Origin of the sequence: Methanosarcina acetivorans C2A, from assembly GCF_000007345.1 — an archaeon.
Classification (GTDB): Archaea; Halobacteriota; Methanosarcinia; order Methanosarcinales; family Methanosarcinaceae; genus Methanosarcina; species Methanosarcina acetivorans.
In genome coordinates, this window is record NC_003552.1 from 588,918 (window position 1) to 606,126 (window position 17,209).

At 39.0% G+C, this 17,209-nt stretch carries 15 protein-coding genes and 1 tRNA gene; 10 read left to right on the plus strand and 6 right to left on the minus strand.

Annotated features, from left to right (window positions below; genetic code table 11):
- The first annotated feature begins 8 nt into the window (after window positions 1-8).
- The 6 genes from MA_RS02635 to MA_RS02665 all read left to right on the plus strand — a co-directional run bounded on the left by MA_RS02635 (window position 9) and on the right by MA_RS02665 (window position 7,827).
- Complete coding sequence (locus tag MA_RS02635; RefSeq protein ID WP_011020556.1) at window positions 9-527, plus strand: pentapeptide repeat-containing protein; 519 nt, start codon at window positions 9-11, stop codon at window positions 525-527.
- 814 nt (window positions 528-1,341) lie between these two features.
- Window positions 1,342-2,271: a C39 family peptidase gene (locus tag MA_RS02640; protein ID WP_011020557.1), complete on the plus strand. Its 930-nt coding sequence runs from the start codon at window positions 1,342-1,344 to the stop codon at window positions 2,269-2,271.
- 182 nt (window positions 2,272-2,453) lie between these two features.
- Entirely contained in the window at window positions 2,454-3,890 is a 1,437-nt protein-coding gene (locus MA_RS02645) for a beta-propeller fold lactonase family protein (protein WP_048064900.1), read from the plus strand.
- Between the two features lie 422 nt (window positions 3,891-4,312).
- On the plus strand, window positions 4,313-5,176 hold the full coding sequence (locus MA_RS02650) for a hypothetical protein (RefSeq protein WP_011020559.1): 864 nt from the start codon (window positions 4,313-4,315) through the stop codon (window positions 5,174-5,176).
- 515 nt (window positions 5,177-5,691) lie between these two features.
- Window positions 5,692-6,306, plus strand: coding sequence for a UPF0228 family protein (locus MA_RS02660; protein ID WP_011020560.1), 615 nt, complete (start codon window positions 5,692-5,694; stop codon window positions 6,304-6,306).
- A 135-nt stretch (window positions 6,307-6,441) separates the two neighbouring features.
- A complete protein-coding gene (locus MA_RS02665; protein ID WP_011020561.1) occupies window positions 6,442-7,827 on the plus strand; it encodes a beta-propeller fold lactonase family protein in 1,386 nt (461 codons plus the stop codon).
- 323 nt (window positions 7,828-8,150) lie between these two features.
- Here MA_RS02665 and MA_RS02670 read toward each other — a convergent pair whose 3' ends face one another.
- The 3 genes from MA_RS02670 to MA_RS02685 all read right to left on the minus strand — a co-directional run bounded on the left by MA_RS02670 (window position 8,151) and on the right by MA_RS02685 (window position 11,567).
- On the minus strand, window positions 8,151-8,735 hold the full coding sequence (locus MA_RS02670) for a sugar O-acetyltransferase (protein WP_226990735.1): 585 nt from the start codon (window positions 8,733-8,735) through the stop codon (window positions 8,151-8,153).
- A 643-nt stretch (window positions 8,736-9,378) separates the two neighbouring features.
- Complete coding sequence (locus MA_RS02680; protein WP_048066103.1) at window positions 9,379-9,585, minus strand: hypothetical protein; 207 nt, start codon at window positions 9,583-9,585, stop codon at window positions 9,379-9,381.
- A 1,109-nt stretch (window positions 9,586-10,694) separates the two neighbouring features.
- Entirely contained in the window at window positions 10,695-11,567 is an 873-nt protein-coding gene (locus MA_RS02685) for a hypothetical protein (RefSeq protein ID WP_011020564.1), read from the minus strand.
- 798 nt (window positions 11,568-12,365) lie between these two features.
- Between MA_RS02685 and MA_RS02690 the strand changes: the two genes are divergently transcribed.
- From MA_RS02690 to MA_RS02700, 3 genes are all read left to right on the plus strand, one after another.
- Window positions 12,366-12,842 carry a GyrI-like domain-containing protein gene (locus tag MA_RS02690; RefSeq protein WP_226990736.1) on the plus strand — a complete coding sequence of 159 codons (477 nt, stop codon included), beginning with the start codon at window positions 12,366-12,368 and terminating at the stop codon, window positions 12,840-12,842.
- 137 nt (window positions 12,843-12,979) lie between these two features.
- A complete protein-coding gene (locus tag MA_RS02695) occupies window positions 12,980-13,258 on the plus strand; it encodes a hypothetical protein (protein WP_011020566.1) in 279 nt (92 codons plus the stop codon).
- Window positions 13,255-13,605 carry a hypothetical protein gene (locus MA_RS02700; RefSeq protein ID WP_011020567.1) on the plus strand — a complete coding sequence of 117 codons (351 nt, stop codon included), beginning with the start codon at window positions 13,255-13,257 and terminating at the stop codon, window positions 13,603-13,605. Before MA_RS02695 ends, MA_RS02700 begins: the two co-directional genes overlap by 4 nt.
- Before the next feature lie 357 nt (window positions 13,606-13,962).
- Here MA_RS02700 and MA_RS02705 read toward each other — a convergent pair.
- Window positions 13,963-14,036: transfer RNA gene (locus MA_RS02705), tRNA-Val, on the minus strand.
- A 248-nt stretch (window positions 14,037-14,284) separates the two neighbouring features.
- Between MA_RS02705 and MA_RS02710 the strand changes: the two genes are divergently transcribed.
- A complete protein-coding gene (locus MA_RS02710; RefSeq protein ID WP_011020568.1) occupies window positions 14,285-15,049 on the plus strand; it encodes an A24 family peptidase C-terminal domain-containing protein in 765 nt (254 codons plus the stop codon).
- A gap of 94 nt (window positions 15,050-15,143) precedes the next feature.
- Here MA_RS02710 and MA_RS02715 read toward each other — a convergent pair whose 3' ends face one another.
- Window positions 15,144-15,731, minus strand: a complete 588-nt coding sequence (locus MA_RS02715; RefSeq protein ID WP_011020569.1) for a cobalt-precorrin-7 (C(5))-methyltransferase — start codon at window positions 15,729-15,731, stop codon at window positions 15,144-15,146.
- Window positions 15,732-15,863: 132 nt separating this feature from the next.
- A complete protein-coding gene (locus MA_RS02720; RefSeq protein WP_011020570.1) occupies window positions 15,864-16,883 on the minus strand; it encodes a cobalt-precorrin-5B (C(1))-methyltransferase in 1,020 nt (339 codons plus the stop codon).
- Window positions 16,884-17,209: the final 326 nt, after the last annotated feature.

Consider the following 17,209-nt stretch of genomic DNA (forward strand, 5'->3'; position numbering starts at 1 on the left):
TCTAAATCGTGGAATACCAGAACGAAGAGTTTGAAGCAGAAACCTTTAAAGATACTGATCTTACAGATGTATCTTTCAAGGATTCAAGGTTTATTGATTGTGATTTTGAAAACTGCAACTTATCAAACGTCGATCTGGATAACACAAAATTTCAGAATATAAGATTCAAAAGCTGCAAAATTCTGGGATTGGATTTTTCAAAATGTAATGACTTTATACTCGCTTTTGGATTTGAAGATTCTTTTCTTTCCCTGTCAGTCTTTTCCAATATGAATTTAGAAAATACGGATTTTACCAATTGCCAGATATATGACTGTGATTTTGTGAATACTAATCTTACAAATGCGAATTTTGAAAATTCCGATCTTAAGAACAGTCTCTTTAAAAAATCGAACCTTAGCTTTACATCGTTCAAGAATGCAAAAAATTATGATATAAATCCAAATGAAAATTTTCTAAAAAAGACAGTATTTTCTATTCCTGAAGTTATTTCCCTTTTGGACATTTATGACATTGTACTGGGATAAACCACTGTTTTAGCATCTCCTGGTGAAGAATTTTTTCACATTTTATTCGTAGAATTTTATGTGTGTTTTCTTGAAGGATAACGCCCCGATTATTTGTCCTATTTGTAATGATCTTCTACGTTCTGCATACGTCGAGGAATATTAATATGAATTTTCTCCCACTAATATTCAGGATAATTTCTCTTTTTAGTAAGACGATTGGATTTTGAGTCAAGGCGGTATGCTCATATTTATATCTTCTCTCCAAATCCTCTAACAATCAAAGACTTAAAAGTAACATATATGCTCCAAATTAGTTAGAGAGTCGAATTGTTAAACGAGTTGGCCATAAAACTTTTAATGAACTAATAAAAAGGAGTTATGGAGTTCAAAAGTATTTTCCAGGTTCATACGAACTCCATAAAATACACCCTAAAAGGCAGTGATTATGTTAGCTTTGTCTGTATTTAAGCTTGCCTGATCCTGCCTCCTAAAGGAAAAACAACTTAGGAGTTAGACGAATGATTAAGAACAAAATTACGATAAGCATACTTCTTTTGGCAATGCTGGTTTGTATGGCGTTAACCCCGGCAGTAAGTGCACAGAAAGAGTAAAATTATAGTGTAACTGCTGAGGAAGCTTTTAAGCATGCCAATGCGAACATGATAAGTTTCATAGCAGCCGATGCACCAGGCTTTGAAAACTGGACAGGGGCATCTGTTGATCCCAAATCGGTTAAGCTTTATGACATAAATGGTCAGAAATTATTTTATCAATTCTAAGTATACAAAGAAAAAAATAGATAGGTGTAATTGACATCTGTGCCGATAAAACATTGGGACCTTCACTCTATGATATTGTATTTGATCCTGAACCTTATAAAGCGGCTGAAGCTATGAAAAAATCAATAGAAATAGCCAAAAGTGAATATTCAGATGGGAAAATCAAATCAACCAATTTGGTTGTATACAACTATCCAAGTGTAGGGGCGATGACTGTAGTAAAAGACAAGACCACTGGAGTTGAACACCGGATATTTGTAGATGCGTACTCCCTTAATGAGGTTGAAGATAAAACCGCAACTGAAACCGAACCCGGAATATGGTCACTATATGACAAGATTTTGACTTATGGAAAGGAAAACAATTTAAAAGAATGGCAAAAAAGTGATGAAATTACCAAATCTATAGAACAAGCAGCAGCTAATAAAGGAGTTAATATTAATGCTGCAGTCACTGAAGAAAATATTACAAAGATCAGTGATGATGTAGTAGTGAGAAGTTCATTTACAGGTAAAATACTTGATATTAACGGTATTGGACAAGAACGAAGTGTTTTTTGTGGTCCAGCATGTATCCGAATGCTTTGTGTGTACTATCACAATCCTGACCCCGCCCCTTCACAGGAAACCATCTATATGGGGGAAGGACTGTGGACTTGGGATCCTGATTCCACCCCATATTCATCTGGGCTCACATCTAATGATATTGTAGAATGGGCTGAAGAGAAATGGGGTAAAACGGGAACCATAACTAATAGGCTTTTTAATAGTGACGCTATATCAGAAATTGAAAATGAAAGACCATTTTTCAGTATGACTACAAATCCAAATCATTTTCGAATTTGTAAAGGATACATAACTCAAAATGGGTATACATATTTGCGTCTTAATGATCCAGAACCTGTTGGTTCGACGTATGGTACTCCAGGATTACTTGAACGCACATATGGTAGCTCAGAATCTGTGCGTATATATATAAGTTAAAAATCCCTCAGAGGAGTTCGATAAACTTCTCGTTTCAACGGTTGTTTATGAACCTATAACAACCAGCCAAAGATTGAGGTTTATCGAAACCTCTTTGTTTATAAAGTGCTGATATGAACAAAATATAAGGGGGAGTCGCTGATGTCGTTACTTTTTCATAAGTTCATAAGTTGGGGTTTAAAATGGAAGAAATAATATGTAATAAAACATATCAAGAGCATACTCTCATAAAAGTTTTGGGAATTACTTCACTTACGATTTTAATATTCGCTGGTGTAGCAGGTGCGGCTTCATTTGCATATGTGACAAATCTGAGAGATTATGATCAGGGAGGTTATTATTACGATATGAATTATAATGGTACTGTTCCTACTCCTTATGTCGCTGTAATTGACACAGCAACTAACAATATTACAGCCAGAGTGCCTCTCGGTGGAGGATGGCCTGTAGGAGTTGCAGTCAACCCTAGAGGAACAAAGGTATATGTAGCGTCCGCAACTATAGACAACGTCTGCATTGTTTATGTAATCGACACAGCCGCAAATACTGTCAATGCCAAAGTGAATATAGAAAGTAGTTATCCTTCGGGAATTACATTTAACCCTGCAGGAACAAGAGTTTATGTGACGAAGCAGCGTGACAACACCGATATCTCTGTAATTAATACAGCGACAAACACTTTAATGGCACCGATTATTGTGGAACCGAGTACTTATAGTATTGCATTTACACCGGATGAAAAAAAAATCTACGCTACAAACACTTTCAACAACACTATTTATGCAATTGATGCAGCTACAAACAAAGTTACAGCCAATATATCTGTAGGAGACAGTCCTTATGAAGGTGTAGTCACACCGGACGGAAAAAAGGTATACGTACCTAACTATGACAGCAACACTGTCTCTGTAATTAACACAGACATGGATAATGTAATAGCCACTGTGCCTGTAGGAAACTCGCCCAATCTTGTTGCAGTCACTTCTGATGGAAATAAAGTATATGTAGCTAACAATAACACTGTTTCCGTAATTGACACAGCTACGGATAATGTAATATCCACCGTACCTGTAGGAACTTATTCTAGTAAAATTGTAGTCAGTCCAGATGGAAATAAGTTCTATTTAGGAAACTTCTACAATAAAAGCGTCACTGTAATTAATACAGAAACAAACACTGTAACAGCTACAGTGCCAGTCGGAGAATGGCCCATGGGAATTGCAATCACACCGGATGGAAAGAAAGTATATGTGGCAAACGCTGAAAGCGATAATGTCTCAGTGATTGACACAGCCACAGACACTGTTACGGCTACGGTGAATGCAGGAGTCTACCCTACTAATGTTGTAATTGTACCTCTTACAGATTCTGATATGACTGCCCAAAGCACAGGGACAAACTCCAACGTAACTGAAGATGTCGGAACTGAAAAAACTAATTTATCATCTGAAGGACAAAATGCTGTCGACTTCAACAATTCAAAAAATAATAATTCCGAATCTGATAACGGTAGTAGCTCAGGTAAAAATGAATCGAGCAAAAATAACTCTACTCCGGGTTTTGGATTATTGGGAAGCCTGGCCTGTCTATATGGAACGTGGAGGCTCAGAACAAAGTGATAGGATTTGGTGGATAAGTTAGAATTGTGCAACCAGACGCAAAATCCTACCTAAAAGCAAGAATCGAAGCATTAGAAAAAAAAGTCTATAAAACTTCTAAATCAGAAAAGAAATAAGATGAAAAAGTGGGCCCGCTGAGGTTCGAACTCAGGACCTCCGCTGTGTGAAGACCGGCGAATAAGCGACTCAAGCACCGTGTTTGACGAGCAAAAGCATATTAGGTCTTTCTCGTTCATTGAATGAAAAAAACCGAACAGTAGAATACTGATAAAAAATGTTATGTTGGAGATCGGATTAAGAATATGTGGAATCGATGAGCTGTACAATCTAATCTACAGCTAGCCTCAAGGATCATATCTTATCTCATGAGGATCAGGCAGGCATGATGTTATTTCTATTTAAGAAAACAGGGCCGGGGTAAAGTGAGAGAAAGAAATTTTCTGTTCATTTTTATATTTTTCATTCTCTTAACTGTGGGCACCTTTGTCCATGGCATTTACAGGGACCAAGTCGATTGGAGAAATGATGTTCAAAGATACCACTGTTTTTATCATGTTAGAGTTACAGGTCTTTCCGGGAGAGAAGTAGAGGGCACGACTGTGATAATGGTTCCCATACCCGCATCAAAGGAAGGTAAATTTTTTACTCCTTCTCCTCAGAAAGATATTTATTTTAGCCAGAAGCTGACACATATAGTCTTTGATTGGAATGATAAAAGTGGTAAGACGCCCTATTTTGAAAATATGACTGAAAAGTTTGATAACAAAGTGCTATGTAATCATTGGACGTCTTTCATTGTAGAATCAGATAAAGGCTATATGCTTGAGTTCAGAACAAACGATACTCGGCTTGAGGATATTCATTGTGGCGTGAGTTTAATTGGAGACTATTTCGATATTTTTGATCCTATTAATAATGGAAGTCCTATGTTGTTTCTTGTAGAAAATTTATCAAATATTTCTTCTGTCCCTTATGGAGACTACACTAAATATACCTCATATCCGACTTATGATACCTACGTATACTTAAGCAATAATCTAAACGGAGGAGAAAATGTATCTTTTAAGATTATGTTGACTACAAATAATGACCCTACTGAGTGGCCTCAAAAATATGTAGGTAAGTACAGCACTATATTATTCGCAAATGTTAATGATACGGGTTATGTAAAAGTCAGTGCTATTCTAGGACAGGAAGTGCCTATAAGGAACAAAAGTCTTAGCGTGTTGGGCAGTCAATATGCCAGAGATTTCTATGATAACAAAGCGTCTCACGTTGTTAAATGAAACTCCCAGATACACAGAAGTTGCATGAAGTCCTTAAATTTGACATTATGAAAAATTTGACATTATGAAATTACATTAATGGATTGAATTTTAATATGGGGATAGATTGTCCCGCGATATTAGCAACAAAAAAATCTGTGTACATACTACATGAAGCAGTATATATTGGACAGTTAGTTGCGTACCGAAAGTTCTGTAAAATTACAAATTTTAAGAGGTTTTTGAGTCAAAAATTCGAGATAATTAGATTAGTTTTACATACAATTTCCAAAAAATTGACTTTAAGTTTACAGAACTTTCGCTACACTGCCCAATTTCAAAAAGTTGAATATATTCTGAACTAAAGCATGATCTCGATCTCATGTAAAAATATCAATAATGAAGGGAGATATCAGGTACAAAATCTATAGTTTTAGGCAAAAAATTTCTTAACCGATGATCAAGGAAGGTTGCTTGTTATACAAATAACTGGTCTATAATGTTTATCGAACTTTCTTCATTTCTGAGGTGTTGACATGAGCAAAATTAACAAGGAAATTGCGATTTTTATTGTTTTTCTAATTCTTGTAGCGCTTTGGGGGTTATTTGTAAAAGTACCAGTAGAGGAGACAAAAACACCAGATCCTGAATCTCAAGTAAGTGGTATGACTATTCAATTTAAAGATGGAATTTCGGAGTCAGAGGTAAGAACCATTCTTCAAAACTGCAATATGACTCGGAACTATAGAATGACATATGATAATTCTTCAGAAGACTATTACATAATGGCGGACAAAGATAATTGGAGTGACATCAGACGCGAACTTGTAGACGAAATGAAAGAAACCAATAAAAAAAATTGGACTGTATCCACTCCTGCTCACGTTATCAGAAAAGAAGATTATTACGTTCTTCCGATCTCTGGACAAGCGATTAAGGACGAAAAATTTCTTGCAATACTGGACAAATATGATATTGGGGTAGAAAAGTTTCTCTGGTGCGATATTAGTTTTCTTTATAGTGATGGACCTCTGACGTACTGGATTCCGAAAGAAGATGCAATACGGATAAAAAATGAGTTAGAACAAAATGATAATATTTTTTCTGTACAGTTTGATTACCTTTTTCCTCCATTTGATCCCACAACGTAAGAGCCTGCCTGAAAATTAGATTTAACTATTTCACCTGAAATTATTCTTCTTGTAACTCGTTTATTTTATCTTGAAATTAACTTAAATTAATGAAGATTTTATAAAAAGATCCCAAGTCCACATTTTTGATAAGGTATGAGCATGAAAGATAAACACTGCCTGGGGAAAATGAAAAGTAAAATTCTATCTACAATAAATATTGCCATTTTTTCGAGTCTACTCTCATCTGTAGCTACATCCAATAAGGTACACAAACAGCTTAAAATCATGAAAGTTTCAGGAATAACCTCACTTGCGATTTTAATATTGATGGGAGTAGCAGGTGCAACTCCTTTTGCATACGTTACTAACTCCGACAGCAATAATATCTCTGTAATTGACACAGCCACAAACAGGGTTACAGCCACGGTAGGTGTAGGAGAACATCCTGCCGGAGTTACAGTCAGTCCGGATGGAAAAAAGGTATACGTGGTTAACTCATATGACGATACGGTTTCCATAATTAACACTACCACAAAAAATAAAGTTATAACCACAGTGAAAGTAGGAACTTATCCTCAAGAAATTGCAGTCAGTCCGGACGGGACAAAGGCATATGTGACGAGTTTCAGCAACAATATTGTTTCTGTAATTGACACGACCACAAACAAGGTCACAGCCACAGTGAAAGTAGGAAACTTTCCTCTTGGAATTGCAGTCAGCCCGGATGGAAAAAAGGTATATGTGGCGAATTCCGGTGGTGACTCAACGAACTTTACAGGCACAGTCTCTGTAATTGACACAACCACGAACACTGTTGCAGCCACTATACCTACAGGAAACAACTCTCTTAGGGTTGCAGTCAGTCCGGACGGGACAAAGGCATATGTGATGAACTCCAATATTTATCGTGACTCTACAGCTGCAATTTATGTAATTGACATAAGTACAAACGAAGTTACAGACGTGGTGAACATAGGAGACATTCCTTGTGGAGTTGCAGTCAGCCCGGATGGGAAAAAGGTATATGTATCTATACAGTATCTCAGCAATTCGCTTACAGGTGCTGTTAATATAATTGATACAGCCACAAACAAGGTTAAAGCCACAGTGTCTGTAGGAAAGGCACCCAGTGGGATTATAGTCACTCCAGATGGAACAAAGGTATACGTGGTTAACTGTGCAAGCCACACTGTTTCCGTAATTGACACCGCTACAAGCAGAGTTACAGACACAGTGAAAGTAGGAATCTATCCTGCTAGAGTTGCCATTGGGCACTTTATGGATTCTGATGTGACTGATTCAAGTATAACAACAAATTCCACTGTAACTGAAGATATGGAAGTTGGGGAAACAGTAAACCTATCATCTGAAGAAATAAATGCTATTGAACTCAATAATTCAAACAATAATAATTCTGAATCTGATATTGATAGTAGCTCAAAAGAAAATGGACCGAGTAAGAAAAACTCTACTTCAGGAGTTGGATTATTAGGAAGTTTGACGTGTCTGTATGCAGGATGGAAACTCAGAACAAAGTAATAAGATTTGATGGATAAGTTAGAGTTATGCAGTCAGAAGTAAAATTCAACCTCAAAGCAAGTTGAAGCATTAGAAAAGAAGTTCTACAAATACTTAGAATCCGGAAATAAAGATAAAAAAAGTGAGCTCGCTGATATTCAAACTCAGGACCTCCTTCGTGTAAAGGTGGTATAGAAGGAGTAAAGGAAAGCACTCTGTTATTTCCATTGATTAGATTTTTTTTCTTTGATAATAGCCTGGATTATCGTAGTTGAATTGAGACTGTGATGCACATATTTTTGATCTGCGTTTAAATTCGAGAGCCAGATCCACAAAAACAAGGATTAAAATTTCTTATCTTCATCGCTTATCTCACGAATAACCCTGCAAGGATTCCCAGCAGCAACAACGCCAGACGGAATGTCTTTTGTCACAACACTTCCAGCGCCGATGACAGTACTATCTCCAATAGTTATCCCGGGCAGTACAACAACATTGCCGCCTATCCATACATTGCCCCCGACTTTTATCGGATAAGCATACTCCAGTCCCGCGTTACGACGTTCTGCATCAAGAGGATGTCCAGCTGTATAGAAGCCACAGTTTGGAGCGATCATCACGTTATCGCCAAAAACAACCTTTGCTTCGTCGAGGATGATACAGTTGTGATTTGCATAGAAATTGCTGCCTATTTCTATGTTGTAACCGTAGTCGCATATAAATGGCGGCTCAATAAGAAAAGAACCCCCAGTTTTGCCAAAGAGTTTCTGAATTAAAGCTGTCCTTTCCACGATTTTCGCTGGATGAAGCTGATTATATTCATAGCAAAGTGCTTTACAATAAGCTCGTTCATCTATCAGCTCTTTATCATAGCTTGCATTGTATAATAAACCCCGGGCTGCTTTTTCTTTCTCAGTCATTTCATCCATTGTTGTTTTCCTCATTAGTAAAATGGTAATCTTGTTTTATTTAATTGCTCTTGATCATGAATTAACTGGAAACTCAAAGTTCTACGCCCAGAAATGAAATCTGATCTTTAAGCAAGAATTTAAGCACTAGAAAAAAGCTAAATACGTTCTTAGAATCCGAAAATAAGAATAATAACAACAAGTGGGCCCGCTGAGATTCGAACTCAGGATCTCCGCCGTGTGAAGGCCGGCGAATAAGCGACGCAAGCGCCTTGTTTGACGAGCAAAAGCATATTATGTCTTTCTCGTTCATTGAATGAAAAAAACCGAACAGTAGGATACTGATAAAAAAATGTTAAGTTGAAGATCAGATAAAGGATATGTGGAATCGATGAGCTGTACGATCTAATCTCCAGCGTAGCTTCAAAGATATACTTTATTCCATGAGGATCAGGCAGGCATTTCCTTGTTCTGGATATAGCCATTCATGCGGCAACTGTCACCCAAAAAGCTGCTGGTGCCCCAATGAAACCTAAGTCTATATATCTTTTTACTGAGTTTTCTTCTCCTTAATATTTTTTTAATTAAATCGTTTTTATTGTTTCATCCGCGATCTCACTCTCAACCCACCTGATAGAGAGTTTTTTTGCGTAGAAGCGTGTATTTACATTATTTTTTCAAAGATCATTGAGAATAGGATAATCAGCAAGTAAGCTATTGGCAATAATACTAAGATCATGTACAGGAGATATCCAAGAGAGCCCAGACCTCTCATTATCCGGACTTCAATGCTGTTTCCCCCACGAATTACAGCACCATCATAGCCTATTACGCTGTCAAACAGCCTGAAATATGTCTCATCCTTTTTCATATATTTCACCTGCAGTTTTTCTTCCCCACTGTAAAGTTCTTTTTTACTTGTACTTAGATTACAAAAGGCAGTGTCGCGAATTTGCTGTAAATTCCAAGTCAATTTTTTGTGTACTGTGTGTAATTTTGTTCTTCCGATGTGGAATTTTCTACCTTGTAACTTCTTGTGATTTGCGGTTTTACAGAAAATTTTAGGTACACTGATATACAAAAACTTTCTATAAATAGTTATCTTATTAAACTAATATTATTTTGATAGTATCTCAGAGATACTGGTAGTATCATATTAGTTGGATGGGTATAATAAAACCTGGAAATTAGAAACATAAAAGCTCTTTTGTAGAGTAGTTTTTCTCTCTTTATTTCAATTTCTACTAAGAAATTTTCATAAATTTTTCTCAAAGTTTGGCCAAATAATTACTATCAGTATTTTCTTTCAGCTTCATCCTTGGCGAGACTATCTCCATCAAGCTAAAGTCAAAGAGAAAGAGCATATTAGTCTTGTTTGTCTGAATTCTCTAAGAGCATGTCTTAAAATTCAATTTGATTATACAATTGGGATAGGACTCCTGTATTTGGACTGAAAACGGTAGAATTGAACCGTTAAATGTCTAAAGTTTAAATTTTAACCATGATGTCTAATGCATTTGATATTATGCATCGAGCGAATATGTCAGACATAATTAATTTACTGAGTGAACTTGAGATCAACAATGCGTACTATCCAAATATAGAAATGATTTGAATTTTAAGACAGCCTCTGAAAGCGTGTCTTAAAATTCAATTTGATTATACAATTGGGATAGGACTCATGTATTTGGATTGAAAAACGGTATAATTGAACCGTTAAATGTCTAAAGTTTAAATATTAACCATGATGTCTAATGCATTTGATATTATGTATCGAGCGAATAAGTAAGATCTAATTAATTTACGGAGTAAACTTAAGATCAACAATGCGTACTACCCAAATGTAGAAATGATTTGAATTTTAAGACAGCCTCTGAGGGGTAATAGTAATAACCAAAAAACGCAACGGTTTTATTCATTGTTTCACTTCCTCCTTCCACGATCAAATTATTCAACGTAAGGTCCCCGTCCCTTTTTCGTTTATGCCGACTCTTCCTGGGCCATCTCCGGCCACATCAAATAAGCGCCGACAAAAAAGCAAACTGCTCCGATCAGGGTGAAAGCAGTGGCCCACAGCGCGAGATTGTTAAATATGGGGGCAGGTCTGATAAAAGCCAGAAATGCCGAAATTAAGAATGCAACACATCCCATAAAGTTAATAATCGTAATCCACCAGTCAATGTTGCGACTGCTCCAGCACCACCAGCGATGACAAATTTCAAATACCGCAAGCGTACCGGAGATCTGGAAGAAAATAGAGCCAACCATGTCCGGTACCCAGATCAACAGGTCTTGCCCTACCCAACCCAGATTGAGAAAAGCATCAAACGTGTTGAAGTTGAACATAATTGTTCCCAGAAATTGACTAAATGTAACCCAAAAATCAATTCGAATAGGCTGCCAGGCCAACCATTTGCGTTTAGCGTTTTGGACATCACCGTCAACGGTAGTCTCGGCGTTGATAGACTGATGATATTGGGAATAACCGGCAGAGGTAAAGAAGATCGAACCGATGAAAAAAATCAGGTTGAGAATGAGATATCTTTTGAACCCGGCCAGAAATAAGATGCTGCCCAGTGCAAAGTGGCTGGCGCCAATCATGAACAAAACGGCGATCCACCAGTTTAATGAGCGGGGGCGCCAAAGCAGGTATTTGGGTTGTTTTTTTTCCGCCGCTTCAGGGCCTGGTTCCGGACCGAACTGCTTGCGATGTCGCCGGGAGGTTCTGACATCCACAGTGCCATCAGGCCGGCGGTGGACAATGCGGGTAACAAAGGGACCCATATACTGTGACTCGATATGTTCCCACGTATCCGGAAAATAGATGTAGCCTCGTTTAATTGAAGTTGACATAAGCGTTTATCTCTCCGATTTAGCTGTCAACCAGCCAGGCATGGTCAGATTCCAGTGGATAGTATTATGCCCTGGTCCTTTGGGTGTTTGAGTCCCACTCTTTTCACATCTCCATAAAACCGTTGGTGATAGTATTGTCAGCTGAGGTTATCATCACGCAAAAGAGATGAAGACAGTTTCCCCATAAGCTCATCTATTGAAGCCTCGGCGCCAGATCCTCCCTTTATTCACTTTTCCCCATCATGACCTTTAATGCTTATGCTCCAGGTATCATCTGCCATCAGAATAACACTACAATCATGAGATAATTACCAGCACACAACTACAAATAAAGTTTTTACTCCTGGACTATATACCTTTAGGAATTAAAATTTCGAAACATTTCATTTCCGGTTGTTATTGCCTATCCTGTGAATGTTTCTTCCTGTAGATTGCCTCCACTACAAAGGAAGAAACAAAAATGCTACCAATTGAGGAAATTATAATGGTAAGCCAATATATGTGATATCATTGGATGATGAGTTCGATGGTGATGTACAAGTTATAAAACCGAAGGATCAATCCAACCTTGAGGCAAGAGTAGAATCACTAGAAAAACAGCTCTTACTCTAATCAGCATCAAAAGAACCAGATATAAGTGGTGGGCCCGCTGAGATTCGAACTCAGGACCTCCACCGTGTGAAGGCTAAGGAATGTGAAAGTGTGAATTAACAGACCATCTAATTGAATGAGGATCAATAATCCTTAACTTTATAATACAGTCTTTCCATACATTTTCAATAGTAAAGGAGGTTTTTGATGTCCGAGGTTACTATTGTCGAACTTAGTCCCCAACTCGTACTTGGCATTCGCAAAACAGGAGCTTATCGGGAAATTCCGGTAATGCTTCATAGAATTTGTGAGTTTGCTGTCAGGAAAAATATTCCGATTACCGCCTATCCTGTTTTCCTCTGGCATGAAACTACAGTTGAAGAAGCTCAAAAAGCCGATGAAGAAGAAAATGCCGACATCGAAGTTGCATTTCCCATATCAGATTTTGTTGAAATGACCGGGAACGAGGAAATTCGGGCATATGAACTCCCGGGGGGAAAAATGGCAAAGATTGTTCATAAGGGTCCTTATGAAGAGAGTATTCTCACTTATGAAAAACTATTTTCCTGGATTACAGAGAATGGAAAAAGAATTACTGGTCCTGTCCGTGAAGTATATCTGAATGATCCTCGAGAAGTTCAGCCTGAAGAGATATTGACTGAAATTTATGCTTCTCTGGAATGATACGGTGAAGAATCTTACTCCGGAAAACATAAGTATTTGTAAATATCAGTTAGTTATTAGTTAATAACCTTTTATTACATAGTCATCATTAAAAGCAAAATCCTAAAAGCTGTTACAAACCTACTGGAGACAAAGAAATGGCAGAAGCATTAAACTCCGATAAAGCAAAACCCTCTCCAACTCTTAACACTATTCTTATGGTAGAAGACACTCTGCAAAACAGCCCTGACAGTGTTGTGACAGTTGCCGAACTCAAAAAAATGCTGCCAAGACAGGTAAACCATAACACACTGATGGTTATTCTGGACTATCTGGAGCAGAGCAATAAGATTGCTGTCGGACTTAGGGGAATAACCTGGATTCACAGCAGGAATGAAAACCTGAGAAAGGCAGTGGTTCAGGGACTTGAATTATGAAATATGTTCGAGTAATCCTGACCCCGGAAGCCGCAGATGCATATAATTCTCTCATGAGTAAAGCACCCGAATCAAAGCAGGAAGAGATAATCCTTAATGCTTTCCTTCAGAAAGTGGAACTTCTAAAGGAGAATGTCCATTATGGTCAACCCATTGCCAAAAAACTAATTCCTGCGGAATATAAAACCAGGTATGGAATAACTAATCTGTTTAGAGTTGAACTTCCTAATTTCTGGAGGATGCTTTATACGCTTACAGCGGGAAGTTCAGGCATTGAAATTATCGTATTGGTGCTTGACATAATTGACCATAAAAAGTACGATAAAAAATTCGGTTATAGTAAGTGAGTTTTGGTCAATTGATAACGATTCACAACTTAATAGCCTGTTATTCTCCTGAATCTAAGTTTGAACCTCAACTGCATGCTTATGCCTATTTTTCATTTACTTTATATCTGTATATATATTGAAATGAAATGTTATACTCAATCTCCACTGGAAATAAAGGGGTTTTAGATTAACTCTCTATCTTCTACGTACTTTTGATTTTCTATATTGTTATGTATTGATATATAATCTGGTTCCAAAATCAATTTTTTTGAGTTATAGAAGCAATTTTGAGCTTTGGGATCAGCTCATTAATAAAGTATTAGATAAGAAGTTCTATACGCTCTTGGAATCCGAAAACAAGGAAGAAACAAAGAGTGGGCCCGCTGAGATTCGAACTCAGGACCTCCGCCGTGTGAAGGCGACGTCATAACCGTCTAGACCACGAGCCCATGAAATGAAATTGAAAACTAATAAGGGTTAAGCAACCATAAAATAGAACTTCTTATGTATAAGCTTATCGCTTGCAGGCTGTTTTTGGGCTTGCCCGGACCTGTTATGGGAGTACTTTTTTATCTTTTTGGCAAGGGGGTTTCGGTTTCTTTGTATATTTTAAGGGTTTTAAGTCCGGCGATAAAGTAAAGAAGTAAATAAGTAATAATGTTAATAACTATAGAAATTATTTAATTGTCTGGTTTGTATGATAGAAATCCTGAAAATCCTCTTTACCATGCCGTTTTTGCTCTATGCGTGCTACACTGACCTGAAGGCACGCAGAGTTTCAAATAAGGTGTGGAAGTACATGCTTGCATCGGGGTCGGTATTTATAATCTATGAAGTTTTTACAGGAGGTGTTCCCTGCCTTAAGGCTCTTATTTTTTCTGGAGTTATTGTTTTCCTTTCGGTTTACATCCTTTTCCAGCTCGGAGCTTTCGGGGGCGGAGATGCAAAGGGGTTGATAGTGCTTTCTATCTTATTTCCGCTCTATCCGGTTTTCCAGTTCTCGGGAAAAGTCTATCCCCTGCTCGGGCTGCCTCCTATAGGGCTTTTTGCCTTCACGGTGCTGGAAAATGCTCTCCTGGTAACCGTTCTCGTGCCGCTCGGGATGTTCTGCTACAACCTCCTGCATTTCTCGTCCGGAATGCTCAAAAAACCCTTTTACATGTTTCTCGGATACAGGACTGATGTGTCCTCTCTGAAAAACAAGGAACATCTGGGTTTGCTTGAAAAGTTCGAGCTTGATGAAAACGGGGCTATCATCAGGAAGTTTGCACGGACAGGGCTCGATTTTGATGCAAACCGGAAGCCTGAGCTCGAGGAATACGCAAAAAAAGGGCTTATCGAGAAAGAAGTCTGGGTTACTCCGGGCCTGCCTTTCATGCTCTCAATAACGGCAGGCTTTATAACCGCAGTCGTTTTCGGGGATTTAATCTTTTACGCCGTCGTCAGCTTTCTTGTGATCTGAACAGGGATTTTCTTTTCTTTTTCCTGTCTCTCTTCTCTTCTTTACTTTTTCTATCTTCTTTCTTTTCTTTACTCTACTTTTTCGCCTTCTTTTTTCATCTTTTCTGCACGACAAGCAGCCCGTAGAGGATAGTTTCGGCAATCGGGGGTTTGTCAGGAGTGCCTTTTGCGATCCTTTCTTCGGGGTAACCGAGGTTTTCACAGGTATAGAGCTCGGCATCTATCTCAAGTTCTTTAAGAATTTCTGCAACCTCACGGGGGCCGAATGCCTCTTCCGGCAGCAGGAAAATGTTTCTTCCGTTCTTCAATTCCCGGATCAGTTCGGCTTTTGCAGGCTCAAAGTCCCTTCCGTGGGCTGTTATTGCACAGATGTTGGTCAGGTTCACTTTTGTTCGGGCACAGGCTGCCTGCATTGAAGAGATTCCGGGAATTACGGTATCTTTTTCCCCTGCAAATTTTCCAAGCCCGGAAAACATGGGGTCCCCTGTTGACAGGACAACTGAATCTGCAGGCAGGAGGTGGAGTGACTTATAGTCTTTAATCGTCTTTGCTTCGCAGGTGATATATTCCTGTGCGATTTCAAGGGCTCTTTTTGCCCCGTAAACCACCGATGCCTTCCTAATCGCCCTTATTCCTTCTTCCGTGAGCATACCGGGTCCGACTCCGACTCCTACCACAATCATAGTTTTTCTTCCCCTCTGTCCGGTTCGAATTTCCGAGATCTTAGTCTCTGGATTTTACTTTTAATTCAATTTATGGATTTAATTTCAATTCAAAGTCTCAATTTAGTTTTAATTCAATTTCCGAATTCGTTTTTATTTTCCGCTTTTGCTGTCCATAAGGACAGACCCGTCCCTGTCAATCACAACGATTCTTGCACCTTTGCCTTTCTCAACCGCCATTTCAAAAGCTTCTTTCAGGCGCTCGTGTTCCGGGGCTTTTTCAAGCATCTCAACAACGGTTGCATAGCCGCTGCCTTCCAGCATCTTTGGGTTTCCCCATTTCAGGACAAGGCCCGGAAGCCCGCAGATAATGATGTCGCCTGAAGCGTTATCAAGCCCTTCCGAAATCCTGCTCCCGACCATAACAACAGTGTAATCGGGAAAGAGCATGTGAGAATACTTCATTCCTATCCGGCCCGTGGTCAGGACCACTTTATCCGTGCAGCGGATCAGGTCTCCTCTCATCTCTCCAAGGTGGTCGTTCCAGGGCTCGACAAAGCCTGTGCTCCCGAGGACCGAAATCCCGCCTTCGACTCCTATCCTGCTGTTCAAAGTCTCTTTTCCTATCCTTTCTCCCTCAGGGATCAAAATCGTGACCTCGGCACCCTTCAGGCCCAGCTCTTCGACGGCTTCCTGTACCGCAGCCCGGATCTGCTCCATGGGTTTCGGATTGATGGCCGGCTTTCCTTTTGGGACCTGAAGTCCGTCCCTTTTTACAATCCCTATGCCTTTTCCGCCCAGGATGCTGATCCCCTCGGCTTCTCTGGCTTCCCCTACAAATTCAAGCCCCCGGGTAACATCGGATTCATGGTCGTTAGGAATCTTCTTTACAACTGCACGCCCGGGAGAGGATTTGCTGACTTCAAGGTAAGCTCTCAGCCCTACCGGGGTGGGCACGGACACGCTGTCAACTGTTTTTTTAAGGGAGAGTACAGCTGCTTTTGCAGCGGCACTGGCTGTGGTTCCTGTTGTATATCCTCTCTTGAGCACGGACCCGTCACTCAGAATCACAATCATCCCGGATGCTACGTTTTTTTCAAGTTCTTCCCTGGGCAGCCCACTACGGGCAATCCATTCTTCAGGGATCTTGAAATTGTTAACCGGATCTATCATGGAAGAATACTCGGAGGTTTTTTATTATAAATGTATTGACCTGAAGCCTGGAAAAGAGCCCGAAGAGCCTCAATAAAACAAAACTGATACTTATGAAATCCCAGCAGGCTTTCTATGCAAACCCTGAAAAAAAGCCTGGGTCCGGATAAGGGTCAGTTCTTGAAAAAACAATTCTTGAAAAAACGATTCTTGAAAAAACGATTCTTGAAAAATACCATAAAAGACCATAAAACAGTGTAAACATCACAGGATAATATAGAAAAAAGTGGCATCATTCCAGAGGTGGGGATTTGTTCGTTTTTCCGGAAGTTGGGGTATTTCTCTTG

Coding starts and splice junctions, on each gene's coding strand:
- MA_RS02645 (WP_048064900.1), top strand. CDS start 2,454: ATGGAAGAAATAATATGTAATAAAACATATCAAGAGCATACTCTCATA.
- MA_RS02660 (WP_011020560.1), top strand. CDS start 5,692: ATGAGCAAAATTAACAAGGAAATTGCGATTTTTATTGTTTTTCTAATT.
- MA_RS02665 (WP_011020561.1), top strand. CDS start 6,442: ATGAGCATGAAAGATAAACACTGCCTGGGGAAAATGAAAAGTAAAATT.
- MA_RS02670 (WP_226990735.1), bottom strand. CDS start 8,735: ATGGATGAAATGACTGAGAAAGAAAAAGCAGCCCGGGGTTTATTATAC.
- MA_RS02680 (WP_048066103.1), bottom strand. CDS start 9,585: ATGAAAAAGGATGAGACATATTTCAGGCTGTTTGACAGCGTAATAGGC.
- MA_RS02685 (WP_011020564.1), bottom strand. CDS start 11,567: ATGTCAACTTCAATTAAACGAGGCTACATCTATTTTCCGGATACGTGG.
- MA_RS02690 (WP_226990736.1), top strand. CDS start 12,366: ATGTCCGAGGTTACTATTGTCGAACTTAGTCCCCAACTCGTACTTGGC.
- MA_RS02695 (WP_011020566.1), top strand. CDS start 12,980: ATGGCAGAAGCATTAAACTCCGATAAAGCAAAACCCTCTCCAACTCTT.
- MA_RS02700 (WP_011020567.1), top strand. CDS start 13,255: ATGAAATATGTTCGAGTAATCCTGACCCCGGAAGCCGCAGATGCATAT.
- MA_RS02710 (WP_011020568.1), top strand. CDS start 14,285: ATGATAGAAATCCTGAAAATCCTCTTTACCATGCCGTTTTTGCTCTAT.
- MA_RS02715 (WP_011020569.1), bottom strand. CDS start 15,731: ATGATTGTGGTAGGAGTCGGAGTCGGACCCGGTATGCTCACGGAAGAA.
- MA_RS02720 (WP_011020570.1), bottom strand. CDS start 16,883: ATGATAGATCCGGTTAACAATTTCAAGATCCCTGAAGAATGGATTGCC.